This is a genomic window from Micromonospora sp. NBC_01699, from assembly GCF_036250065.1.
Classification (GTDB): domain Bacteria; phylum Actinomycetota; class Actinomycetes; order Mycobacteriales; family Micromonosporaceae; genus Micromonospora_G.
Genome location: NZ_CP109199.1, coordinates 2,424,700 through 2,448,891, shown reverse-complemented (window position 1 = coordinate 2,448,891; position 24,192 = coordinate 2,424,700). Strand labels below are relative to the sequence as shown.

At 70.0% G+C, this 24,192-nt stretch carries 21 protein-coding genes; 6 read left to right on the top strand and 15 right to left on the bottom strand.

Going from position 1 to position 24,192, the window contains the following annotated elements:
* Window positions 1-2: 2 nt before the first annotated feature.
* Genes OG792_RS11040 through OG792_RS11025 form a run of 4 tightly spaced genes read left to right on the top strand, consistent with a single transcriptional unit; the run spans window position 3 to window position 4,343 of the window.
* Entirely contained in the window at window positions 3-392 is a 390-nt protein-coding gene (locus OG792_RS11040; protein ID WP_329109246.1) for an anti-sigma regulatory factor, read from the top strand.
* The gene (locus OG792_RS11035) at window positions 374-1,402 is read left to right on the top strand and encodes a SpoIIE family protein phosphatase (RefSeq protein ID WP_329109244.1); all 1,029 of its coding nucleotides are present in this window, start codon (window positions 374-376) and stop codon (window positions 1,400-1,402) included. Before OG792_RS11040 ends, OG792_RS11035 begins: the two co-directional genes overlap by 19 nt.
* Before the next feature lie 41 nt (window positions 1,403-1,443).
* Window positions 1,444-2,775, top strand: coding sequence for a sensor histidine kinase (locus OG792_RS11030; RefSeq protein WP_329111196.1), 1,332 nt, complete (start codon window positions 1,444-1,446; stop codon window positions 2,773-2,775).
* On the top strand, window positions 2,772-4,343 hold the full coding sequence (locus OG792_RS11025) for a fused response regulator/phosphatase (RefSeq protein ID WP_329109243.1): 1,572 nt from the start codon (window positions 2,772-2,774) through the stop codon (window positions 4,341-4,343). The genes OG792_RS11030 and OG792_RS11025 overlap by 4 nt, the downstream gene beginning before the upstream one ends.
* 125 nt (window positions 4,344-4,468) lie before the next feature.
* Here the strand turns inward: OG792_RS11025 and OG792_RS11020 are convergent, their stop codons facing one another.
* Window positions 4,469-4,816: an SgcJ/EcaC family oxidoreductase gene (locus tag OG792_RS11020; RefSeq protein WP_329109241.1), complete on the bottom strand. Its 348-nt coding sequence runs from the start codon at window positions 4,814-4,816 to the stop codon at window positions 4,469-4,471.
* Between the two features lie 321 nt (window positions 4,817-5,137).
* On the opposite strand from OG792_RS11020, the gene OG792_RS11015 reads away from it, so the two are divergent.
* The gene (locus tag OG792_RS11015) at window positions 5,138-7,036 is read left to right on the top strand and encodes a LamG-like jellyroll fold domain-containing protein (RefSeq protein ID WP_329109240.1); all 1,899 of its coding nucleotides are present in this window, start codon (window positions 5,138-5,140) and stop codon (window positions 7,034-7,036) included.
* Between the two features lie 123 nt (window positions 7,037-7,159).
* Here OG792_RS11015 and OG792_RS11010 read toward each other — a convergent pair whose 3' ends face one another.
* The 8 genes from OG792_RS11010 to pgsA form a co-directional block, all read right to left on the bottom strand.
* Window positions 7,160-7,318, bottom strand: a complete 159-nt coding sequence (locus tag OG792_RS11010) for a hypothetical protein (RefSeq protein WP_329109239.1) — start codon at window positions 7,316-7,318, stop codon at window positions 7,160-7,162.
* Between the two features lie 402 nt (window positions 7,319-7,720).
* Complete coding sequence (locus OG792_RS11005; protein WP_329109237.1) at window positions 7,721-8,470, bottom strand: YebC/PmpR family DNA-binding transcriptional regulator; 750 nt, start codon at window positions 8,468-8,470, stop codon at window positions 7,721-7,723.
* A gap of 192 nt (window positions 8,471-8,662) precedes the next feature.
* Window positions 8,663-9,268, bottom strand: coding sequence for a pyridoxal 5'-phosphate synthase glutaminase subunit PdxT (gene pdxT, locus OG792_RS11000; protein WP_329109236.1), 606 nt, complete (start codon window positions 9,266-9,268; stop codon window positions 8,663-8,665).
* A gap of 25 nt (window positions 9,269-9,293) precedes the next feature.
* Complete coding sequence (pdxS, locus tag OG792_RS10995; RefSeq protein ID WP_329109235.1) at window positions 9,294-10,211, bottom strand: pyridoxal 5'-phosphate synthase lyase subunit PdxS; 918 nt, start codon at window positions 10,209-10,211, stop codon at window positions 9,294-9,296.
* A 191-nt stretch (window positions 10,212-10,402) separates the two neighbouring features.
* Window positions 10,403-10,945: a hypothetical protein gene (locus tag OG792_RS10990; RefSeq protein WP_329109234.1), complete on the bottom strand. Its 543-nt coding sequence runs from the start codon at window positions 10,943-10,945 to the stop codon at window positions 10,403-10,405.
* A gap of 82 nt (window positions 10,946-11,027) precedes the next feature.
* Entirely contained in the window at window positions 11,028-12,188 is a 1,161-nt protein-coding gene (locus OG792_RS10985; RefSeq protein ID WP_329109233.1) for a glycosyltransferase family 4 protein, read from the bottom strand.
* A gap of 13 nt (window positions 12,189-12,201) precedes the next feature.
* The gene (locus tag OG792_RS10980) at window positions 12,202-13,134 is read right to left on the bottom strand and encodes a phosphatidylinositol mannoside acyltransferase (protein ID WP_329109232.1); all 933 of its coding nucleotides are present in this window, start codon (window positions 13,132-13,134) and stop codon (window positions 12,202-12,204) included.
* Between the two features lie 64 nt (window positions 13,135-13,198).
* Window positions 13,199-13,849: a phosphatidylinositol phosphate synthase gene (pgsA, locus tag OG792_RS10975; RefSeq protein WP_329109231.1), complete on the bottom strand. Its 651-nt coding sequence runs from the start codon at window positions 13,847-13,849 to the stop codon at window positions 13,199-13,201.
* 327 nt (window positions 13,850-14,176) lie between these two features.
* Between pgsA and OG792_RS10970 the strand changes: the two genes are divergently transcribed.
* Window positions 14,177-16,342, top strand: coding sequence for an elongation factor G-like protein EF-G2 (locus tag OG792_RS10970; RefSeq protein ID WP_329109230.1), 2,166 nt, complete (start codon window positions 14,177-14,179; stop codon window positions 16,340-16,342).
* Between the two features lie 97 nt (window positions 16,343-16,439).
* Here OG792_RS10970 and OG792_RS10965 read toward each other — a convergent pair whose 3' ends face one another.
* From OG792_RS10965 to OG792_RS10940, 6 genes are all read right to left on the bottom strand, one after another.
* Window positions 16,440-17,675 (bottom strand): DegT/DnrJ/EryC1/StrS family aminotransferase, encoded by a 1,236-nt coding sequence (locus OG792_RS10965; protein ID WP_329109229.1) that lies wholly within the window; start codon window positions 17,673-17,675, stop codon window positions 16,440-16,442.
* On the bottom strand, window positions 17,672-19,267 hold the full coding sequence (locus tag OG792_RS10960) for an MFS transporter (protein WP_329109227.1): 1,596 nt from the start codon (window positions 19,265-19,267) through the stop codon (window positions 17,672-17,674). Before OG792_RS10960 ends, OG792_RS10965 begins: the two co-directional genes overlap by 4 nt.
* Before the next feature lie 102 nt (window positions 19,268-19,369).
* The gene (locus OG792_RS10955; protein WP_329109226.1) at window positions 19,370-20,386 is read right to left on the bottom strand and encodes a Gfo/Idh/MocA family protein; all 1,017 of its coding nucleotides are present in this window, start codon (window positions 20,384-20,386) and stop codon (window positions 19,370-19,372) included.
* A gap of 631 nt (window positions 20,387-21,017) precedes the next feature.
* Window positions 21,018-22,028 carry an aldo/keto reductase gene (locus tag OG792_RS10950; protein WP_329109224.1) on the bottom strand — a complete coding sequence of 337 codons (1,011 nt, stop codon included), beginning with the start codon at window positions 22,026-22,028 and terminating at the stop codon, window positions 21,018-21,020.
* A 153-nt stretch (window positions 22,029-22,181) separates the two neighbouring features.
* On the bottom strand, window positions 22,182-23,540 hold the full coding sequence (locus tag OG792_RS10945) for an IS4 family transposase (protein WP_329104950.1): 1,359 nt from the start codon (window positions 23,538-23,540) through the stop codon (window positions 22,182-22,184).
* Between the two features lie 125 nt (window positions 23,541-23,665).
* Entirely contained in the window at window positions 23,666-24,175 is a 510-nt protein-coding gene (locus OG792_RS10940) for an HIT family protein (protein ID WP_329111195.1), read from the bottom strand.
* Window positions 24,176-24,192 lie beyond the last annotated feature (17 nt).

Here is a 24,192-nt window from a genome sequence, read left to right as displayed (position 1 = left end):
TCGTGACGATCAGCTCGGACGGCGACGTTGTCCGGGTACGTCAACTCGTCCGCACCGCCGCCGTCACGGTCAAACTGTCCCTGGTGGACCAGACCAAACTCGTCACCGCCGCCAGTGAACTCGCCCGCAACACCCTCGTCTACGGCGGCGGGGGCAACGCCGAGGTCGGTCTCGTGGACAGTGGCCGACGCAAGGGCGTACGGATCGTCTTCTCCGACGACGGACCCGGCATCCCCAACCTGGACCTGGCCCTGACCGACGGTTACACCTCCGGCGGCGGCCTCGGCCTGGGCCTCGGCGGGGCCCGGCGACTGGTCGACGAGTTCGCCATCGACACCGGCGCCGGCCGGGGAACCACCGTCACCATCACCAAATGGGCCCGGTCGACATGACCGGCGAGGACCGACTGACCGACGACGGGGTGTGGTTCCGGGTCGAGGAGCCGGGTACGGTCGGCGCCACCCGCCGGGCCACCGAACAGCTCGGCGCGCGGGTCGGCCTGGACAGGGTCCGGATCGACGCGCTCGCGATAGTGGTGACCGAACTGGCCACCAACCTGGTCAAGCACGCCGTCGACGGGCAACTCCTGATCCGCCCGGCCCGGTCCGGGAAGATCGCCGGAGTCGAACTCGTCGCGGTGGACTCCGGACCCGGCATGGCCGACGTGACGTCGTCGTCGCGCGACGGGCACTCGACCGCCGGTTCGCTGGGCATCGGCCTGGGCGCGATCCTGCGGCAGTCGACCTGGGTCGACGTGTTCTCGATGCCCGGCCGGGGCACGGTGACGGTCGCCCAGGTGTGGCCGGCGGGGCAACCCGAACCGGTCTGGACCGCCGGGGTGAGCCGGCCGATGACCGGCGAACTGTCCTGCGGTGACGGCTTCGCCGTACGGATCGTCGACGGTCGGCGGCAGGTGTTGGTCTGCGACGGTCTGGGTCACGGGCCGCTCGCGGCGGCGGCGGCGAGCGCGGCCGTACACGCCTTCCACACCGCCCCGGCCGGTCCACCGTCGGCCGTGGTGGAGCACCTGCACGGCTCGATCTCGCACACCCGAGGGGCCGCCGCGGCGGTCGCCGAACTCGTGCCGGACGCCAACCTGCTCCGGTACGCCGGACTCGGCAACATCGCCGGGTTCGTGGTCGACGGCGACGAACGCCGCGGACTGGTCTCCCTGCCCGGGATCGTCGGCCACCAGCGCCGTTCGATACGCGAGTTCGAGTATCCGCTACCGGACCACGCGAACCTGGTCATGCACAGCGACGGCGTGACCGACCGGTGGCGGCTGACGGACTATCCCGGCCTGCAACGCCGCTCCCCACAGGTGATCGCCGCGACGCTGCTGCGGGACGCGGGCGTACGGCGCGACGATGCCTGCGTACTGGTCGCCCGGACCCGGCCGTGACCGAGGCGACCGGTACGGACACGGGCACGCCGCTGTTGCGGATGGCGCTGCGTACCGAGTCGGACGTGTTCGTGGTCCGGCAACGGGGCCGGGAGGTGGCCGCCGCCGTCGGTTTCGAACACCAGGACCAGGTACGTCTCGCCACCGCGCTCAGCGAGGTCGGCCGCCACCTGCTGGTCGCCGTCCGTACGCCGTCACGGGCCGAGGTGCTCTTCTCGGTGCGGGTCGGCGAGGAGGCGGTGCTGCTGATCGAGGTCAGCACCCGCGCCACGCCCGACACGTCCCAGCAGCGGCTGTCCGGGGCGCTGGCCGTGGCCCGACTGGTCGACACCTTCGCGGTCCGGGAGGACGGCACGGCGACGGTGATCCGGATGTCCCGCCGCATTCCCGCCTCGGCCGGTCCGCTCACCCCCGCCCAACTGGAGCGGGTACGCGACAAGCTCGGCGCCTCGGTGGCCCGTACGCCACTGGAGGAGATGGCCGAGCAGAACGAGGAACTGCTCGCCGCCCTGGAGCAGGCGCGGGCCCAGCGCGACGAACTCGCCCGGCTCAACGAGGAACTCAGCGAGACGAACCAGGGTGTGCTGGCGCTCTACACGCAGCTCTCCGAGGAACTCGACGAGACGAACCGGGGCGTTGTCGCCCTGCACGCCGAGTTGGAGGACCGGTCGGTGCAGTTGCGGTCGGCGAGCGAGGCGAAGACCCGCTTCCTGGCCAACGCCAGCCACGAGCTGCGGGCGCCGGTGACGGCGGTGATCGGGCTGTCCCGGCTGCTGCTCGACCCGGCCTCCGATCCGCTCACCGACGAGCAGCGGCAACAGATCGAACTGGTCCGGGGTTCGGCCGTGGACCTGCTATCGCTGGTCAACGACCTGCTGGACCTGGCCAAGGCGGAGTCCGGCACGATCGAGCCGACCTGGACCGACATCGAACTGCGGGCCCTGTTCGGCCAGCTTCGCGGTACGGCCAGGGCGCTGGCGCCCCGCCCCGAGGTCGAGCTGATAGTGGTCGAGCCCGAGGCGTCGGCGACGATCCGTTCCGACGAGGCCCTGCTGACCCAGGTGCTGCGTAACCTGCTGCACAACGGGCTCAAGTTCACCGAACGCGGCGAGGTGCGGATGACCGCGGACCACGACGGGCGGACCTGGACGCTGCGGGTCAGCGACACCGGCATCGGCATCGCCCCCGAACTCCAGGAGCGGATCTTCGAGGAGTTCTACCAGGTGCCGGGCAGGTCACCGGGCGGCACCGGGCTCGGCCTGCCGTACGCCCGCCGGCTCGCCACCCTGCTCGGCGGCACCCTCGACGTCGAGAGCCGCCCCGGTGCCGGCAGCGCCTTCACCGTCCGGCTGCCCGTACGACCGATGCGATGAGCACGACCGACCAGGTGCCGTCGGACGCCACGATCCTGGTGGTGGACGACCGGGCCGCGAAGCGTTACCTGTTGGTGAGCTGGCTGTCCCGGGCCGGCTTCACGGTGATCGAGGCGAACAGCGGCGGGGCGGCGCTGGAGCTGATGGAACACCGGGACGTCGACCTGCTCGTGCTGGACGTGCGGCTGGGCGACATGACCGGCTTCGAGGTCAGCGAACGGATCAAGGCCGATCCGCGCTGGTCGTCCCGGCCGGTGATCCACGTTTCGGCGCACGCGGTCGACGTGGCCGACCGGATCCAGGGGCTGAGCCGGGGCGCGGACGCGTACCTGGTCGAGCCGATCGAGCCGGACGAGCTGGTCGCGACCACGCACGCCGCGCTGCGCTACTACCGGGCCCGGCGCCGGGCCGAGCTGCTCGCCGCCCGGCTCGCCCGGCTCGCCGACACCACCCTCGCGGTCAACTCGGCCCCCACCCTGGTCCAGTTGCTCACCGCCGCCGTGGCCGGGGCCGCCGAGATCTTCGGTACGGGCGCCGTCGTCGCCGCCCAGAACACCGACGGCGAACGGCTGATCGCCACCACCACCGAGCCCGGCACACCGGTGACGATCAGGTCGTGGCCGCTCGACCCGACGCCGGTCCCGCTCGGCGTGGCGCTGCGCACCGAATCGCCGACCGCCTGGCCGCTGCTCACCGCGGCCGATGAGCGGATCGCGGTGGCCACCGCCCGGCTGCGCGACGACCGGCCGGGGGTGCAGATCGCCGTGCCGGACTCGGCCCTGGCCGCCGAGTCCATGGTGCTCAGTCAGCTCGTACAGGCACTCGCCGCGGCGGTCGAGGCGCAACGCTCCTACGACCAGGAGCACCGGATCGCGGTGACGCTGCAACGCAGCCTGCTGCCCCGTACGCTGCCCCGGATCGACGGGCTGGATCTGGCGGTCCGTTACGAGCCGGCGAGCGCGCACACCGAGGTCGGCGGCGACTTCTACGAGCTCGCGATGATCGACGGCCGACTGTTGGTCGCGATCGGCGACGTCGCCGGCCACTCACTGCACGCGGCGACCGTCATGGCCGAGCTCCGGCACGCCATCCGGGCGTACGCGGTGGAGGGGCATCCGCCGGGCGCGATAGTGGCCCGGGTCGACAAACTCCTGCGTACGCTCCTGCCGGGCGAGTTCGCCACGCTCTGCGTACTGACCCTCGAACCGGACACCGGCCGGATCCGCCTGGCCAGCGCCGGCCACCTCCCGGCACTCCTGATCACCCCCGACGGCTCCCCCACCTTCATCGAGCACCAGGCCACCCTGCTCGGCGTACGCGCCACCCGCCCCGACGACCTGGAACTCGACCTGCCCCCCGGCGCCACCCTGGTCCTCTACACCGACGGCCTGATCGAACGCCGCAACATCGACATCGACCAACGAATGCAGGCCCTAGCCACCGCCGCATCCCCAGTGGACAACAACCTCGACACCTTCTGTGGCCGCCTCCTAACCACCCTAGCCCCACCAGAAATCACCGACGACATAGCCGTAGTAGCCCTCCGCCGCACCCCCTCCCCCCGTTGATCATGAAGTTAGCGACATGATCCGGGCCCTGAATCCGCGCTAACTTCATGGTCAACGCGCGGTTTCGGGGGTGAGGTCGCCGGTGTTTTGGCAGGCGGTTGGGAGCCATTGGCCGTCTTGCTTGGTCATGACGAACAGGGGGTGCCCTCCTCCGGGCCGGTTGGGGTCTGGTAGAGCTGGCGGGCCTTGACGGCGGCGACGTCGGGGCGCAGGAACAGCACGTGTACGACCTCGAAGGTGACCGTCGAGTCCTTCATCCCGCCGGGGAGCACCCGGTGGGTGAACGTCGAGATCTCGTCGCGGCCGATCAGGAGCTTGCCCCCGCCCGTCGTCCAGATCGCGTCGGCCCGGAACAGGCCAACGAACTCGTCGGGCAGCTCGTTGTTCTGGGAGTGCTCGATCGTGGCGACCACCCGCCTGATCGCCTCGATCTCGGTCTCGTACGCCCGCTCGTTGATGTCTGTCGCTTCCATGCCGAGCACCCTCACACCTCAAACCGACTTGAGGTCAACGTGATCCCGGAGGGGAGCTGCGGCTGGGCCGCTCCCCTCCGCATGATCCGGGAGAGTTCGGCTCGCTGGAGCCGGCCGAACTCTCGGGGATCATGGAGGCACACCCGGCGCAGCCGTTGGGTTGTTGCGAGTTCACCCAGCGCGGCGGGGCCGCCCGGCAGGCTCTGTAGCTGCGGATACTTCACTTTGCGTTCGGCTGGCGTTGCCCGCGCTGGTGATCATCGTTCCGAGCTGTCGCTCCTAATGTGCCCGATCCCTTTCGGCAGATCAGGAGCCATGAGCATGCAGCAACCCGTCGACAATTCCCTTCCGCCCGTTTCGGGCGCCGCCAGCCGCCGTACGTTCCTGCGGGGTGCCGGTCTGGTCGGTGCGGGCGCGGCGGCGGCCGGTGTGCTCGGCGTCGCCGCGCAGCCCGCCCTCGCCGCCGACCCGGCCGCCACCACCGCCGGCAGCGGCAGGGTCGACCCGGAGAACCCTCGGTTCACCATCGCCGTCATCCCGGACACGCAGTACCTTTTCGACGGCGACCGGGGCGACCCGGCCCCGCTGACCGCGAGCCTGCGCTACATCCTCGACCACCGCGAGGAGCACAACATCGTCTTCGCCGCGCACCTCGGGGACGTGGTAGAGAACGCCGCCGCGGCCGAGCTGACCGCGGCCGGCAAGGTCTTCGAGATCTTCGACAAGCGCAGGATGCCGTACAGCGTGCTCGCCGGCAACCACGACATCGACTCGCGTACGGATGACCAGCGTGGGCCGAGCGCCTACCTCGACGTGTTCCCGCCGTCGCGGTTCGCGCCGCTGTCCACCTACGGCGGCTCGACGCCCGACGGCTACAACACCTACCATCTCGTACGCGCCGCCGGCATGGAGTGGCTCGTCTTCGCGCTCGACTGGCGGGCTTCCGCCGGCACGATCGCCTGGGCGAAGCAGGTCCTCGCCGCTCACCCCCGTACCCCGGCGATCCTCACCACCCACGAGGTCGCGTCGGCCGACGCGGCCGGCAAGGCCACGTTGTCGGCCTACGGCCAGTCGCTCTGGAACAACCTGGTCAAGGACAGTGACCAGATTTTCCTGACGCTCAACGGGCACTACTGGCCGTCGGGGCGGACCGTCCTCACCAATGCCGCCGGGCACGACGTGCACGTGCACGTCACCGACTACCAGGATCGCTATTACGGCGGCAGCGCGATGATCCGGCTCTACCACTTCGACCTGGCCCGGAACACCATCGACGTGGAAACGTTGTCGCCGTGGATTCTCGGCAAGGTCGCCGAGCGGCGCAACCCGCTGGAGCAGAGCGAGATCGAGCTGACCGGCCCGGTGGACCGGTTCAGCCTCGCGGTCGACTTCGAGGAGCGGTTCGCCGGCTTCGCCCCGGTGCCGGTCCCGCCGGTCCGGCCGGTGAAGGAGATGCTGGTCAAGGGCACCGTCGGTTACTGGCGGTTCGACCAGTCGGCGACCGACGGGGCGACCGTCCCGGACGGATACCGGGTCAACGACCTCTCCGGCAACGGCAACGACCTGACCCGGGTCACCCTCGCCGGCAGTGACGCCACCGCGCTGCGCTGGTCGGCCGAGCACCACCCGGCACAGCCGACCCGCTCCAGTTTGCGGTTCACCGGCGCCAAGAAGCCGGCCCGAGGCGCCTACCTGCGTACGGCCGACGCCGCGCCGATGAACACGATGACCCTCACCGGCGGCTACACGATCGAGGCGTTCGTCAAGCTGCCCACCGACGCCAAGTCGACCAACCACGCGTGGATGAGTGTGGTGAGCCGGTTCGGTGCGGGCGCGGATGCCGGCAAGACCGGTGGCGACCCGGCCGAACCCCTGGCGACGCTGTCACTGTCGGACGGGATGGCTTTGCAGTGGGCGGTCTTCCCGACCAACCAGAACGACATCTCCACCAACTGGGGCCACGAGATGCGTACCGGCGAGTGGTTCCATGTGGCGGTGGTCAACGACGGCCAGCACACCACGCTGTACGTCGACGGCGCCCCGCTGCTGCGCAACCCGAGCACCCCGGCGATCGGCCTGGCCACCTCGGGTGAGCCGTGGTTCTTCGGCGCGTACCACTACGACCGGCTGATCGAGCAGGGCTTCTACGGCTGGCTCGGCGACGTACGCATCGTCGACCACGCCCTGCCCGTCACCCGCTTCATGAACAACATCGGCTGAGCCTCACCACGGCCCGAAACGCGGATTGTCGGGTCGAGCCCCCATTTCCCGCTCGGCCCGACAATCGACACGACCGGCGTCGACCAATCTATTGGCTGATCCACTATGCACTAGCCGTAAGCGTCATTTCCGGAAGATAGTAATCAAGGCCACCAACGCGGCCAACACAGCCGCAAGATCCTTCATGATGGGAGAGAGCAGCCGCAGGTACTCCAGCCGCCGGTCGCGCGGGTCTGGAGGTGCGGCGCCCTCCCCCTCCGAGTCCGGATCTACTGTTGGCATGTGTACTCCTCTTCCAAGCGTGGCCCATTCTTCTCAGCCCAAGTCGGAGCCACCCCGCCAGGGCTGAGGAACATGCAGCTGTCGCCACTCCGGCACCGCCGACCAGGCGTACTATGCCAAGAACTCGCCTCGCTGGGAAGACCCCAGAAACGATGGGAATTGTAGAGTACGAATTGCAAAGTAGTAATTGCAGAGTACGGCGGCCGCTTAACGACTCATTACCAGCGGAACACGAGGATCCAACCTTGCGAGCCATATGCGAAAACAGCCCCCAGGTGATCCTGGGGGCTGTTTCGTGCGCGACCTTACCGGTCACTGATCCAGCTGGGCTAGCCGATCGAAGTGGAAGCCACCTTCGTCCGCCACCTGCAACAGAAATGCCAGCGCGAGTTGCCTACGCCTTCAGTCGACGGCGGCCATGACGTCGTCGGAGATGTCGAAGTTGCCGTAGACGTTCTGCACGTCGTCGGAGTCCTCCAGCGCGTCAATCAGCTTGAAGATCTTCCGCGCGCCGTCCTCGTCCAGCGGGATGGTGACGCTCGGGACCAGCGACGACTCGGCCGACTCGTACTCCATACCCGCATCCTGAAGCGCGGTGCGGACGGCGACCAGGTCGGTCGGCTCGGAGATGACCTCGAACGCCTCGCCCAGGTCGTTGACCTCTTCGGCGCCGGCGTCGAGGACCGCGATCAGCACGTCGTCCTCGGTCAGGCCGGTCTTCGGCACGATCACCACGCCCTTGCGGGTGAACATGTACGACACCGAGCCGGCGTCGGCGAGCGAGCCGCCGTTGCGGGTCAGCGCGGTACGTACCTCGGTCGCGGCCCGGTTGCGGTTGTCGGTGAGGCACTCGATCAGGAGCGCGACGCCGTTGGGGCCGTAGCCCTCGTACATCACCGTCTGCCAGTCGGCGCCGCCGGCCTCCAGACCGGATCCGCGCTTGACCGCACGGTCGATGTTGTCGTTCGGGACCGAGCTCTTCTTCGCCTTCTGGATGGCGTCGTAGAGGGTCGGGTTGCCGGTCGGGTCACCGCCGCCGGTCCGCGCCGCGACCTCGACGTTCTTGATCAACTTCGCGAACATCTTGCCGCGCTTGGCGTCGATGACCGCCTTCTTGTGCTTGGTCGTCGCCCACTTTGAGTGGCCGGACATCTGTTACCTCCGTCGCTAACCCACGCGTCAACAGTCGACTGCCCGCTCATCTTCCCGGCGATCTCGCCGATTTCGCGACAATCAGCCCGGGTGAAGATCCGCTGTCGGCTCTGGGCGGTAGGCGATTTGAGCAGACTGCCCGGCCGAACCCGGCAATCCTACCGGCGCCACCCGCCCGGCCGTCACACCCCGTCAGGTGGTGGCGTCCCGGACCAGGTCCACGAAGTACTGGTGCACCCGCAGGTCCCCGGTCAGCTCCGGGTGGAACGCGGTGGCGAGCAGGTTGCCCTGCCGTACCGCGACGATCCGACCGGCCGCCGGACCCTCGGTCACCCGACCCAGCACCCGTACCCCGTCGCCGACCCGCTCCACCCAGGGAGCCCGGATGAACACGGCGTCGAACCGGGGGCCGGGCACATCGGCGATCTCCACCGGGGCCTCGAACGAGTCGACCTGCCGACCGAACGCGTTGCGTCGGACGGTCATCTCGATGCCGTCGAAGCCGCGCTGGTCGGGACGCCCGTCGAGCACCTCGGTCGCCAGCATGATCATGCCGGCGCAGGAGCCGTACACCGGCATGCCGTCGGCGATCCGCTTGCGGATCGGGTCCAGCAGCTCGAACTCCGCCACCAGCTTGCTCATGGTGGTCGACTCACCGCCCGGAATCACCAGGGCGTCGACGTCGTCCAGTTCCGACGGCCGGCGGATCGGCCGGGCGATCGCGTCGTCGGTGCTGGCCAGGGCCAGCAGGTGCTCGCGTACGTCACCCTGCAACGCGAGCACGCCGATGGTGCTCATGCGCCGCCCCCGATGGCTACCGGGTTCACCAGCCACGCTCGGCAAGGCGGTGCGGCTGCGGGATCTCGTCGACGTTGATGCCGACCATCGCCTCGCCCAGCCCACGGGAGACCTTGGCCAGCACGTCCGGGTCGTCGTGGAAGGTGGTCGCCTTGACGATCGCGGCGGCCCGCTGCTCCGGGTTGCCGGACTTGAAGATGCCCGACCCGACGAAGACCCCCTGGGCGCCGAGCTGCATCATCATCGCGGCGTCCGCCGGGGTCGCGATGCCTCCGGCGGTGAAGAGTACGACCGGCAGCTTCCCGGTCTCGGCCACCTCACGGACCAGCTCGTACGGTGCCTGGAGCTCCTTCGCCGCGACGTAGAGCTCGTCCGGGGCGAGCGAGCCGAGACGGCGGATCTCGCCCAGGATCTTGCGCATGTGGGTGGTGGCGTTGGAGACGTCGCCGGTGCCGGCCTCGCCCTTGGAGCGGATCATGGCCGCGCCCTCGGTGATCCGGCGCAGCGCCTCGCCCAGGTTGGTCGCCCCGCAGACGAACGGCACGGTGAACGCCCACTTGTCGATGTGGTTGGCGTAGTCGGCCGGGGTCAGCACCTCGGACTCGTCCACGTAGTCGACGCCGAGCGCCTGGAGCACCTGGGCCTCGACGAAGTGGCCGATCCGGGCCTTGGCCATCACCGGGATCGAGACCGCGTTGATGATGCTGTCGATCATGTCCGGGTCGCTCATCCGGGAGACGCCGCCCTGGGCCCGGATGTCGGCCGGCACCCGCTCCAACGCCATCACCGCGACCGCACCGGCATCCTCGGCGATCTTCGCCTGCTCGGCGGTGACCACGTCCATGATCACGCCACCCTTGAGCATCTCGGCCATCCCGCGCTTGACTCGGGCACTGCCGACAACAGGGGTGGTGGACTCGGGCTGCACGGCGGAATCGGACACGACTCAGTCACTCCTCGGGGCCAGGTTTCACATACCGGGCCCAAGGCTACGCCCGCCCCACCGCCCTTCCGACAGCCAATCAACCCACCCGTGGCCTGCCCTGTGGTCGACCTCACCCGCCCACCGCCCCGCCCGAGCCAGCTCCGGTAGAGCAACGAGTGGCAATGACGGAGCGAACAACCACTCTTTCTCTACCGGAGTGCGGATCTCGGGGTGGGGGTGGGAGGGAAAGGAGGGGAAGGAGGAGAGGGCAGGGGGTGGAGGGTGGGATCGTCTACGTCGAAGTAGGTGGGGCGGGGGTGTTTGCGGGTCATGCGGAGCAGTCGTACGACGGGGCGGCGGCGGGCGGACAGCGCGTCGCGTACGAGATCGGTGTGCACCTGGCGGGCCAGGCCGAGCCGGCGGCTGGCCGCGATCACCGACTCGGCGGCCGGGTCGTCCGCGGACAGCGGGGTGAGTCGGAGCTGGCGGGTGAGGTCGTTCTCGGCCGCCTCCCGCTCCTCGGGGCCGGCGTCGAGCGCGATCCGGGCCGCCGCGTACAGCTCCACCGCGAAGTGTTCCTCGGCCAGCACAGCCGCGGCGGCGGCCCGGCGCAGCAGGTGTGCGTCCAGGGACCTGGCGGCCGAGGCGGCCCGGATGTGCAGCCGGTCGACCCGACCGACGGTCCAGGACAGGTAGACCGCGATCAGGCCGACCACGGCGACAGCACCCACCAACCACCACATGTGCGGCATCGTCGTGCGGCTCCTCATCCCGTCCGGCCGGAGGCGTGGGTACGCCGCCGGCACCTGCCTGCGAGCCGACCGCCGGACCGGCTCAGCGTGGGCCCACCCACTCCTGGTCGATCACCCGTCCGTCGGTGGCCTCGATCGCAGCTGCGTATACCTCCAGAACCCGGCGGGCAACCATCGGCCAGTCGAACGTCGCCACGACCTCTCGCGCGCACGCCGACAGGGCGGCCCGGCGAGCCGGGTCGTCGAGCAGCTCGACGAGCGTACGACGCAGCGCCTGCGCGTCCCCGGTGGGGAAGAGCTGGCCGGCCCGGCCGCCGTCGAGCACCCGACGGAACGCGTCCAGGTCGCTGGCGACGATGGCGGCACCGGCGGCCATCGCCTCGGTGAGGATCATGCCGAACGACTCACCGCCCGTGTTCGGCGCGACGTAAACATGCACACTGCGCAGCATGCGCGCTTTGTCCGCCTCGGAGACCAGGCCGAGGAAGGTGACCCGGTCGCGCAGGTCCGGCGGCACGTCCTCCATCAGCTCGGCCGGCTCACCCGGACCGGCGACCAGCAGGCGCAGGCCGGGACGTTCGGCGGCGAGCGCCATGAACGCCTCCCGGAGCAAGGCGAACCCCTTGCGCGGCTCGGTGAACCGGCCCAGGAAGCCGATTGTGCCGCCACTGCCCGGCGCGCACTCCCCCGGCCAGCCGGGCAGCGCCTCCGCGTCGGCGAACTTCGCCACCGCCACCCCGTTGGGGATCTCCACCGCGCCGCCGTCGAGGTGCTCCACCTGCACCTTGCGGGCCAACGCGCTGACCGCGATCCGGGCGGTGACCCGCTCCAGCACGATCTGGAGCATGTTCTGCGCGGCGGCCAGCGCCCGGGACCGGGTCATCGCGGTGTGGAAGGTCGCCACCACCGGCCCGCGCGCCGACATCACGGCCAGCAGCGACAGGCTCAGCGCCAACGGCTCGTGCACGTGCAGTACGTCGAAGTCGCCCCGGGCGATCCAGCGGCGTACCCGGGCGGTGGAAACCGGGCCGAAGGTGATCCGGGCCACCGACCCGTTGTACGGGAACGGCACCGACCGACCGGCCGACACGACGTACGGCGGCAGCGGCGAGTCCTCGTCCGCCGGGGCCAGCACGCTCACCTCGTGTCCGAGACCGATCAGGGCCTCGGCCAGGTCCATGATGTGGTTCTGCACCCCGCCCGGCACGTCGAAGGAGTACGGGCACACGATGCCGATCCGCACTGCGCCCTCCCCCTCAGGCCGGCCCGGGCGCGGCTGGTGTCACGGGGTCCGTCTGCGCCCGATCGTCCCCGGTCAGCCACATCCGCTGCAACATGTGCCAGTCTTCCGGATGCTGGGCGATACCGGCCGCGAGATGGTCGGCAATGTCCTGGGTGAGCACCCGTACCCGCTCGCTGAGGGTGCCGCTGGCCGGGTCCGGCAGCTCCAGCGGGCCGACCAGCTCGGCGAGCGCCTTGTCCGGTTCGTACCACATCGAGGCGACGTAGAGCGGGGCACCCGTACTGAGGGCGAGCAGGGCCGGACCGGCCGGCATCCGGGTACGGGCCCCGAAGAAGCGGACCTCGATCCCCCGACGGGTCAGGTCCCGGTCGGCGAGCAACGGCACCACGTGCCCCTGACGGATCCGCTCGGCGAGTACGTCGAACGGCGGCTGCTGCCCGCCGCTGAGCGGGATGATCTCCATGCCGAGCCCCTGCCGGAACTCCAGGAACCGGGTGTACATCGCCTCCGGCTTGAGCCGTTCGGCGACCGTGGTGATCGGCCAGCCCATCGCCGCCACCCACGCCCCGGCCGCGTCCCAGTTGCCGCCGTGCGGCAGCGCGATCACCGCGCCCCGGCCGGCGGCCACGTCGGCGGCCAGCATCTCGGTTCCGACCAGCTCGAACGTGGCGAGCCGCTGGGCGTGCGACAGCGACGGCAGCCGGAACAGATCCAGCCAGTAGCGCCCGTACGACCGCAGTGCGCGCCGGACGAGCTGGTCGAACTCGGCCGACGGCAGGTCCGGGCCAACCACCTGGCGCAGGTTGCCCGCCAGCCGCTTGACCCCGGGGCCGCCCCGCCGGAACGCCCGGTCGGCGCCGAGCCGGAACACCGCGGCGGCCAGCGGCTTCGGCACCGCGCGGGTGATCCGCCAGCCGGCCAGATAGCCCAGCTCGACCAGATTCACCCGACCACACCGTTCCCGATGCTCGGGTCGACGGTGAACCCCACCGGTCGGTCGGTCATCCGGCTCACCGGTCCGCGCCCGACTCGGTCGGCCGGGGCTGTCGGGCCTGCTCGGCGGCCTGGCGGTAGACGTGGGTCATCCGCTGTCCGACGGTGAAGACCGACACGGCGGCGAGCAGCCAGAGCGCGACGGTCAGCGCGTGGTCGATCCCGGCACCCTGGAGGATGCCGCCGATCCCGACGATGATCAGGCGCTCGGTACGCTCGGCGACGCCCACGTTCGCGGTCATCCCGAGCCCTTCGGCCCGCGCCTTGACGTAGGAGACGACGCCGCCGGCGACCAGGCAGACCAGCGCGCCGGCCACCCCCCACCGATCGCCCTCGCTGGCCAGCCAGAAGGCGACCGCGCCGAAGACGGCGCCGTCGGCCACCCGGTCCATGCTCGAATCGAGGAAGGCGCCGAACTTGGTCGAGCCACCCGACATCCGCGCCATCGTCCCGTCGAGCAGGTCGGTGAGCGCGAAGAAGGTGACGATGATGGCACCGGTGACGAGGTGACCGCGGGCGCCGAAGCCGAGGGCCCCGATCAACACCCCGACGGTGCCCGTCACCGTTACCGCATTGGGGGTCACGCCGCGGCGCAGCAGCGCGCGGGCGACCGGTTCGATGACGCGGGTCAGACCCGCTCGGGCAGATACTTGGAAGATCTTCGCCATGGCGGTCCCACGATATCTGTCGCCGCACCGATGGTGGCAAGCCCGGTGGTGTCACCTGCCGCCACGGGGTTGTGTACCGTCCGCCGCGGGTGTGGGATCGGGTCAGGGAACGTGAGCTGGGTCACGCAACGAAACTACATGTTCCCGGCATCCGGCAGGCTATCCCAGGATATCGCCGCGAAGCGCCCGGCCCGCTTCCCGTCGGGACGCCGCCGCCGGGGCGGTGCACCCGGTCGCCAGCGCGGCGGTGACCCAACCACCGGCATGTCGTCGCAGGCCAGCGGCGTGTCGTCAGCGACCGACCACCGGTAGAGGGAGGTGCGCCCGATGGCGCAGAAGAGTCAGGACAGGGACGGCACCGGCCCGGCACCAATGGCGGACGAACCCGACCGGATCCGCAACGTGGTCCTCGTCGGCCACTCCGGTGCCGGCAAGACCACCCTGGTCGAGGCGCTGCTCGCGGCGACCGGCACGATCGGGCGGGCCGGGAGCGTCACCGAGGGCAACACCGTCTGCGACCACGACCCCGCCGCCGTACGCCAGCAGCGCTCGGTCACCCTCGCCTGCGCCCCGCTCCTGCACGACGGGATCAAGGTCAACCTGCTGGACAGCCCCGGCTACGCCGACTTCGTCGGTGAACTGCGGGCCGGGCTGCGCGCCGCCGACGCGGCCCTGTTCGTCGTCTCCGCCGCCGGTGGCATGGACGCGGCCACCGTCAACCTCTGGGAGGAGTGCGCCACGGTCGGCATGCCCCGCGCCGTCGCGATCTCCCGACTGGATCACCCGCGGGCCGACTACGACGAGGCCGTGGCCCTCTGCCAGCGGCTCTTCGGCGACAACGTGGTCCCGCTCTACCTGCCGATGCTCGGCGACGACGGCGTGTCGACGGCCGGGCTGCTCGGCCTGATCACCCGCCGGGTCTTCGACTACAGCGCCGGTCTGCCGGCGGACGTACGCGACCCCGAACCGCAGCACCTGCCGGCCATCGACGAGTCCCGGGACGAGTTGATCGAGGGGATCATCGCGGAGAGCGAAGACGAGACCCTGATGGACCGGTACCTCGACGGTGAGGAGATCGGCGTCGACGTACTCGTCGATGATCTGGAAACCGCGGTCGCGCGCGGACACCTCTACCCGGTGGTGCCGGTCTGCGCCGGGACCGGCGTCGGGCTCGACGCCCTGCTGGAGGTGCTGACGGCGGCCTTCCCGTCGCCGCTGGAGCACGACCTGCCGGTGGTGACCGGCGTGGACGGCTCGCCCCGGCCGCCGATGCGCTGCGAGCCGGACGGCCCGCTGGTCGCCGAGGTGGTCAAGACCACCGTCGACCGGCACGTCGGGCGGGTGTCCCTGGTCCGGGTCTTCTCCGGCACGCTCCGCCCCGACCGGGCCGTCCACGTCTCCGGGCACGGGCTGGCCGAACGCGGCCACCCCGACCACGACGCCGACGAACGGGTCACGCACGTCTACACCCCGCTGGGCGGGACGCTGCGCGAGGTGTCCGCCTGCGTCGCCGGGGACATCTGCGCGATCACCGAGTCGGGCAGCGCGGAGACCGGCGACACCCTCTCCGCCACGGACGACCCGCTGCTGGTCGAGCCGTGGGAGATGCCCGAACCGCTGCTGCCGGTGGCGATCGCGGCGACGACCCGCAGCGACGAGGACGCCCTGGCCGGGAACCTGGCCCGGCTGACCGCCGGGGACCCGACCCTGCGGCTGGACCGCAACCCGGAGACCCACCAGCTGGTTCTCTGGTGCACGGGTGAGGCGCACGCCGAGGTCGTCCTGGACCGGTTGCGCGCCGGCGGCGTCGAACTGGAAACCGAACCGGTACGCGTGGCGCTGCGCGAAACCTTCGTCGCGGGCGCGACCGGACACGGCAAGCACGTCAAGCAGTCCGACGGCCACGACCAGTACGCGGTCTGCGACGTCGAGGTGGAGCCGCTGCCCCGCGGTTCCGGCTTCGAGTTCGTCGACCGGGTGGTCGGCGGCGCCGTGCCGCACACCTACGTCCCGTCGGTGGAGCAGGGCGTACGCGCCCAGCTCGAACGCGGCCTGTTCGCCGGCTATCCGGTGGTGGACGTACGGGTGACCCTGGTCGACGGCAAGGCGCACAGCGTCGACTCCTCCGACGCCGCCTTCCAGACCGCCGGTGCGCTGGCCCTGCGGGACGCGGCCGAACAGGCCGAACTGACCCTGTTGGAGCCGGTCGACGAGGTGGTCATCCGGGTGCCGGACTCGTCGGTCGGCGCGGTGCGCAGCGACCTGTCCGGTCGGCGCGGCCGGGTGCTGGGCACCGAGGCGGACCCGGAAACCATGGACCGGACCCTGGTACGGGCCGAGGTGCCCGCCACCGAACTGCTCCGGTACGCGGTCGAGCTGCGCTCGCTCACCTCCGGCTCGGGCACCTTCTCCCGTTCCTTCGCCCGCCACGAGCCGATGCCGGCCCACCTGGTCGACCAGGTCCGCAAGGAGCAGGCCGCCGCCGGCTCCTGAACCGACCCGCCGATCCTGCGTCGGTACCGTGCCTGCCCGGGCTCCCATCCGGGTCCGGCGGGCACGGTACCGACGAGATCACCGTGGGGTCACCCGGTCAGGCGGTGAGCCCACGGGCCACCTTGGCGACAGCCAGCCCCACCGAGTCCGCGTCCCGCTCGGTCATGTCCTCGTTCAGCCAGAAGACGATCAACCGGCTGAGCGCCGCCTCGGCGGCCGGGCAGAGACCGGGTGCGTACGACACCGGCTCGTGGAACGGCTCGACGAACGGGTAGCTGGACGAACCGAACGTCTTCTGATCCCGCAGCGCGCTCATGGACAGGTAGATCGGATCGTTGTGGAAGCCGGGCATGGTCGGGATCCCCTCCTCGGCCAGCGCCGAGGCGAACCGGTGGATGTCGCCGTTGTCCACCTCGAACGGGTAGGTCCAGTAGGAAGCCTCGCAGCCCTCGATCGGCACGAATGCCGAGACACCGGGTACGTCCGCGAAATGCGAGTTGGCCCGGATGGCGAAGTCGCGCCGCCGCCGCACGACGCTGTCCAACGTACGCAACTGGGGAATGCCGACGGCCGCCTGTAGTTCGGTCATCCGGTAGTTCATTCCGAATCCGTCGTAGGAGCGGGAACCGTATCGGGTACGGATCCAGCCCTTGTCCCGGAACAGCAGCATCCGCTCCGCCAACTCGGGATCGTCGGTGATCGCCATTCCACCGTCGCCGGTGGTCAGGTGCTTCGACTGCTGGAGACTGAACGCCCCGACATGGCCGAACATGCCGACGTACCGGCCGTCGAGCCTGGTCGCGTGCGCCTGGCTGCAATCCTCGATCAGGGCGATGCCGTGCCGGTCGGCGATCTCCCGGATGAGCCGGACGTCGCTCGCGCCGCCGAAGAGGTGCACGACGACGATCGCGACCGTACGGTCGGTGATCTTCGACTCGATCGACGCCGGATCCATGGCGTAGCTCGAATCCACGTCGGCGAAAACGGGAACGCAGCCGGCCGCGAGGATCGGGACGATCGTGCCGGCGTCCGTGATCGGGGCGGTGATCACCTCGGATCCGGGCTCCGGGTCGTACGCGGCCAGCGCCACGTGCACCGCCGCCGTGCCGGACGAGACCGAGATGGCGTGCCGGGCACCGTAGAACTCCGCGTACTCGGTCTCGAAGCGCCCGACGTACCGGCCACCCATGCCGAACAGGTCACCGGACCTGACGGCGTCGGTGACGAGTTCGACACACTCCTCGGTGAAGGGCTGCCGGGCCGGAAATGGATCCGTACGCAATGGGGTCCCGCCGTCGATGGCGAGCAGTTCCCGGGCACTGGACACGTTCATTGTGCGGCTTCTCCCGTTGTCGGTCTGTCGTGTGTTGGCGGGCTGTCTTGGGTTGGCGGGCTGTCTTGGGTTGGCGGGCTGTCTTGGGTTGGCGGGCTGTTCCGGGGCGGCGGGTGGCGGAGGAACAGGATGCCGAGCAGGGCGGTGGCGCCGGCGACGACGACCACTGCCCACCCGACCGCGTGCAGACTCAGGACGTAGGCGTGCCGGGCGGCGTCGACCGCTGCCGGCAATCCGCTGTTGATCGCGCCGATGAGTCCGTCACGCGACTGCGACCGTGCCTCGGCCGGGAGGTCTTCCGGCAGGACCAGCCGGGACCGGTAGACCACGGTGGAGATGCTGCCCAGGACGGCGACCCCGAACGCGAACCCGAACTCGGTGCCGGTCTCGGCTATCCCGCCGGCCGATCCCGCCCGGCCGGTCGGCAGGGAGCCGAGGATGAGGGTCGTACCCAGGGCCACGACCGGGCTGTTGCCGAAGGTCGCGATCGCGAGCCCGACGATCACGGCGGTCGGGTCGTCGCCCGGCGCCGGCGTGGTGAACATCCAGGCTCCGAACGCCGCCACGGTCATGCCCGCGACGACGATGGTGGCCGGGCCGAACACCCGAGCAAGGTACGGCGTGGCCGCGATCGCGACGATGGAGCTGGCCGCCGCGGGCAGCATGGCGACCGCGGCGTCCAACGCGCTCATCCCGGCCACGAGTTGCAGGTACTGGGCCGTGAAGAACATCAGGGAACTGACCACGGTGACCATGATCATGATGAGGGTGATCGCGGCGAACGCCCGGTTCGTGAACAGCGAGACGTCGAGCAGTGGATCGTCGAGGCGACGTTGCCGCCGAACGAACCACACCCCGAACGCGGCACCGACGAGCATCGGTACGACGGAATGCGGGTCCGGACCGGCGTTCGCAAGTTCCTTGAGCCCGTAGACGGTCGGCAGGATCGCGCCGAGCGAGAGCCCGACGCTCACCAGGTCGATCCGGCCCGCCCCGGGCTGCGAACTCTCGGCAATGGTGAACGGACCCAGCACGAGCAGTACGACCATCGCCGGCACCCCGAGCAGGAAGACCGAGCCCCACCAGAAGTGCCCGATCAGCAGGCCCCCCAGGATCGGCCCGACCAGCGCGCCACCCATGAAACACATCTGCCAGACGCTGACCGCCACCGCCCGCTCGCGGGGGACGCGGAACATCCCGGAGATCAACCCGAGCGTCGCCGGCGCGAGCGTCGCCCCGGCGATCCCCAGTACGCCCCGCGCGACGATCAACATCAGCGGATCCACCGAGAACGCCGCCACGACCGACGCCGCGCCGAAGACCGTCGCGCCGATCATGAGCAGCCGGCGGCGGCCGATCCGGTCACCGAGGGTCCCCGCACTGATCATGAATCCGACCAGCATGAAGCCGTAGACGTCGGTGATCCAGAGCTGTTGCACCGCGCTCGCCCCCAGATCGAGGGCGATGTCCGGCAGCGCGAGCAGCAGTACGAACACGTCGACCGAGGTCACGAACGCGACGAGACTCAGCACCCCGAGTCCGAGCCATTCGCGCCCGGTGGCTCTCGGTACGGAAACCGGTGACGGACGCACGGATTCACTCCTCGGCGATGCGGCGGAAGATGACGCCGAACGGGGCTCGAACGGGGCTCGAACGGTCGGCGGCGGAACCGTCGACCGCGTGGGTCGGTGCCGCTACGGCGTCGGCAGCAGGGCGGTCACCGGGGCGATCGCCCTCGTCCGAGCCGACTCGTACGCGGCGAGGATGATGCCGAGCACGGCGATGCCCTCGACGTGACCGTGCAGCGGGGGCGTACCGGCCAGGAGGCTTTCGGCGAAGTGGCGGATCTCGCCGCCGTACTCGTCCGAGGGTCCGAACTCGAACGCACCGTCCTCTCCACCGCGCAGGCGGTACCAGAGCGTCGAGCCGTCGCTGTGCAGCGATCCCTTCGCGCCGACGACGGAGAAGCGCTCGGTCGTCGCGGTCGGCGTGTACGCCCAACTCGTCGTGATCGTGCCGACGACGCCGTTGGCGAACCGTACGAGCACCTGCGCGGAGTCCTCGCCCTCCATGAAGGTGAGGCGGTGCGTGCTGAGCATCGCCACGACCTCGACCGGCTCCGCCGCGGCAAGGTGCATGAGCAGGTAGCTCGGGTGGTATCCGGTGTCGATGAGTTCGCCGCCGCCACTGGTCTCCGCGGTCGCGCGCCAGCCCATGTTGGCCGGGTCGAAGTCGTTGTAGAAGCTGTCGGTCGTACGCACCTCGTAGACCGTGCCGAGCAGCCCGCTGTCCAGCAGTTCACGCGCCTTGGCCACCGGTGCGGAGAAGAGCTGGTTGTGTGCGCACATGAGGGTGACGCCGGCCCGCTCCACGGCCTCCGTGACCGCCTGTGCCTCCTCGTGGCTGAGGCAGAGCGGTTTCTCGCACAGGATGTGCTTGCCGGCCTCGGCCGCCGCGACAATCGCCTCCCGGTGCAGGTGGTGCGGCAGGCAGATGTCGACCGCGTCGATGTCGGCCCGCGCGAGCATCTCCCGGTAGTCGGTGTAGACCTGCGCGCCGGCGGGTTCGGCACGACGCCGCGCGTGCTCGGGAACCACGTCGGCGACGGCCACCAGACGGGTGATGCCGGGGTTGGCGAGATAGCCGTCGACGTGTACTCCGGCGATACTGCCGGCGCCGATCAGCCCGACCTTGATGGGACCTTGCGTCATGCTGGGAACCCTTTCTCGACGGCCGGACGAATGCCCGGCGGGTTTACCGCGCTGACCGGGCGTTTCCACGGACGGAACCGGCGACGGTGCCTCCGGCGCTGTCCCGCGTGAGCCCGAACCCGGGTCCGACGGACGGCGGACTCCGGTACCTGATGCCGAGGGCGGCCACCTGCATACCGCCAACGGACGTCGATGGGATTGCGGTCTTCTCCACCCGTCGTCGGGCGTGGCCAACTCACCGGGAAAGTGGCGAAGGAGAGCCGGTGAGATAACGTTATCTATAGATCTTAGAAAGTTTCGACCGCGTGTCAAGACCGTCAAGGTCCGGTGCCCGGACGCTCGAAAGGACCGGCACGGAACGGGCGGACCGGTCCATGATCGAGCCCAGCGACGCCGCAGAGTTCAACAACCAGCGGCACCAGCGCGACCGGCAAGGATGCCGGGACGCCGCCCGCGAAGCCGGGCGCGCCACCGTTCCGCATCGCCGTTCCGCATCGCCGTCTCAGAATCCGGTACGGAGCACGAACACAGCGGCAAGATTTAGGATAACGTTATTTCACTCCGGTGAGTGGCGCCTCTGCCCGATCGGGGAGGTAACCTACCCCGCTGCGACCGGGCAGTGGCGCCGTACTCAGTTCCGCTCGGACGGATCCCGCAGGTCAGCCAGCAGACGTTCCACCTCGGCCAGTTGCGCCGCGGTGAGCGCCCCGTACGCCAGCGCGCCCGCGTTCTCCTCCAACTGCGCCACGGTGCGGCAGCCGGGGATCGGCACCGTACGGGGGCTGCGCGCCCAGAGGTAGCCGAGCGCGCCCTGGGCCAGGGTGCGCCCATCCACGGTCAGCGCCTCCCGGACCTCGGCGACCCGCCTCAGCCACTCCGGTGCCGGGCGGCCGTCGCGGAACCAGTCCAGCCACTCCGGCGCGATGCCGCGTACGTCGTCCGGGCCGAGCACAGTCTCGGCGGTATACTTGCCGGTCAGCAGCCCCATCCCGAGCGGTCCCCGGTTGATGCTGGCCAGGTCGTGCTTCTCGCAGACCGCGAGCACCTCCGGCGAGTCCTGCAACACGGAGAAGGAGTGCTGGATGGCGGTGGTGTGGCGGCCGCCGAGCGCCCACGCCTCGGCCCGGTCGGCGAAGTCGGTGCTCCACCCGTACCATCGGATTTTGCCCTCGGCGACGAGGTCTTCGAGGGTGCCGAGCAGCGGCTCGGCGAGCTCGATGGCCAGGTCGTTGAGGTGCAGTTGGTAGAGGTCGATCCGGTCGGTGCCGAGTCGGCGCAGCGACGCCTCGGCCGCGCGGCGCAGGTGTGCCGGCGACCAGTCCGGCCCGGTGGCCTGCTTGGTCTGCTCGTCGAAGGTGTTGCCCCACTTGGTGGCGATGACCGCCTCGTCCCGCCGCCCGGCCAGGGCCCGCCCGAGCACCCGCTCACTGTGCCCGGCCCCGTAGGTGTCGGCGGTGTCGAAAAAGGTCACCCCGAGTTCGAGCGCCCGTCGTACGACCCGCGCCGACTCCTCGTCATCAACCCTGCCCCACCCCAGCGGCTGCTCCCCCGCGTACCAGGGCCCCCCAATAGCCCAACACCCCACCCCCAACCCGCCAACCCGAACCCCACCACGCCCCAGCACCCGCCCATCCACCGTCATGCCCCCCACCCTCCCACCCCTTCCCCCCGCGATCTAGGGCGAATACGTGTGAATGGAGATCAACAAGCACGTATTCGCCCTAGATCGCCGAGGAGGGGGCGGGGCACGCGGGGGGGAAGGGGGAGGGAGGGGGTTAGGGCCAATGCCGCTTAGTTAGGGGGGTGGGTCGGTTGTCAATCCTGTGGTGTGCAGGATGTTGACGGTGATGGTGTGGTGGTAGTTGGTGCGGTCGATGGTGCCTTTGGCGCGGTGTTTGGAGATGGCGCGTTTGACTACTCGTGGGCTTGTTCGGGCGCGTCGTTTCGGGAGGAGGTGGGTCAGGACCGCGCGGCCGATCACTCCGACGAGGTCGATGGTGGTGTCGGCGATGACCCCGGTGGCCAGGATGATCTGGTCCCGGGCGGCGTGGACCGCCACGGTGAAGCTGGCCTGGTCCGGGCTGGTCGGTTGGTTGGCGGTGGCGTCGGCCATAGCCAGCCGCACCGTTTGGTAGACGGTCAGCAGGGCGTGGACTTCCTGACTCACCCCGTTCGGGGTCCGGGCCCGTAGGACCCGTCCGCCGAGCAGGGTGGACTTCAACTCCAGGTACGTCGTCTCGATTTCCCAGCGTTGGTGGTAGAGCGTGACCAGGTCCAGAGCGGGGAATCGGTGGTGATCGGTGAGGGTGGTGATCAGCCGGTACCGGCCGACATGGTGTTTCCCGTCGAGGTGCACCAGGATCTCGGCGTCGACGACCCGGACCGTCATCGCGCCGATGACCGATAGCCAGGACCCGTCGTGGTGGCGGCGGATCACCGGTAGCCGCCGGTCGTCTTTGTCCCGCACGAGCAGGTCGACGCCGGTGCCGGCGAACTGTTCGATCATCGTGCGGGCGGCGAAGCCCCGGTCGGCCAGTAGGAGCATGCCCGGGTGCAGACAGCCCAGCAGACGCCCGGCGCAGGCGAGTTCACCGGTGGTGAGTGGGGTGAACACCGCGTCGATCAGTGTGCGGGTGCCGCAGGCCACGACCGCGACCAGCCGCACCATGGGATATCCGGACCCGCCGTGGGTGCCGGCCTGACGCGGGTAGACCGCCAGATTCGCCGTGCTGTCGGGCACGAACATGCTGGTGCCGTCGATCGCGCAGACCAGCAGACCCCGCCACCGCTGGGCCCCGGCGGGTGGACCCGCCAACAGCCGAAACAACGCCGCCAGGGGCTTGTCCCCGACCCGACGGCGGGCCTGGGACAGGGCTGAGGAAGTCGGCATCGCCACCGCCAACCCGTCCAGGCCGGCGACGAGCCGGGCCCATACCTGCTGGTAGCCCAACTCGGTGAACAGCCCCGCCGCGAGCAGCAGATATACCACCACTCGCGAAGGCACATCCCGCACCCGAGCCTGCACCGACCGGGTATCGGCCAGGACCGCGTCGACCATCTCGAACGGCACGTGCTGCGTCAACTCACCCAGATGACCCGGCGCGAACCGCCCCGAAGCCACCGCGATCGTCCGGGTGATGGCAAACTGTTCCAACGGCGGGGCTCCCGGTCCAGAGGCTGTCTTGGAGTGACAAACCTCTATACCGGAGCCCCGTCGTTCCTTCTGCCACGACACGCCCTTGACAAGCAGACCCAAGCCTTAACTACGCGGCATTGGGGTTAGGGCCAGGTGGTGGTTAGGAGGTTGCGGGTGTCGGTGAGGAGTTGGGGGAGGACTTTGGTACGGCCGATGACGGGCATGAAGTTGGCGTCGCCGCCCCAGCGGGGTACCACGTGCTGGTGCAGGTGGGCGGCGATGCCGGCACCGGCCACGCCACCCTGGTTCATCCCGATGTTGAAGCCGTGCGCGCTGCTGACCTTGCGGATCACCCGCATCGCGGTCTGCGTCTGGGCGGCCAGTTCAGCCGTCTCCTCCGCGTCCAGCTCGGTGTAGTCGGCCACGTGCCGGTACGGGCAGACGAGCAGGTGCCCCGGGTTGTACGGATAGAGGTTCAGCACCACGAACACCCGCTTGCCCCGGGCGACCACCAGGCTGTCGTCGCCCTCCTTGCCCGGTGCCAGGCAGAACGGGCAGCCGGACGGTTTCTCGTAACCCTCGGCCGGCTGGTCCTGCCCGGAGATGTACGTCATCCGGTGCGGGGTCCAGAGCCGATCCAACCCGTCCGACATCTCGGATTCCGTGTGCC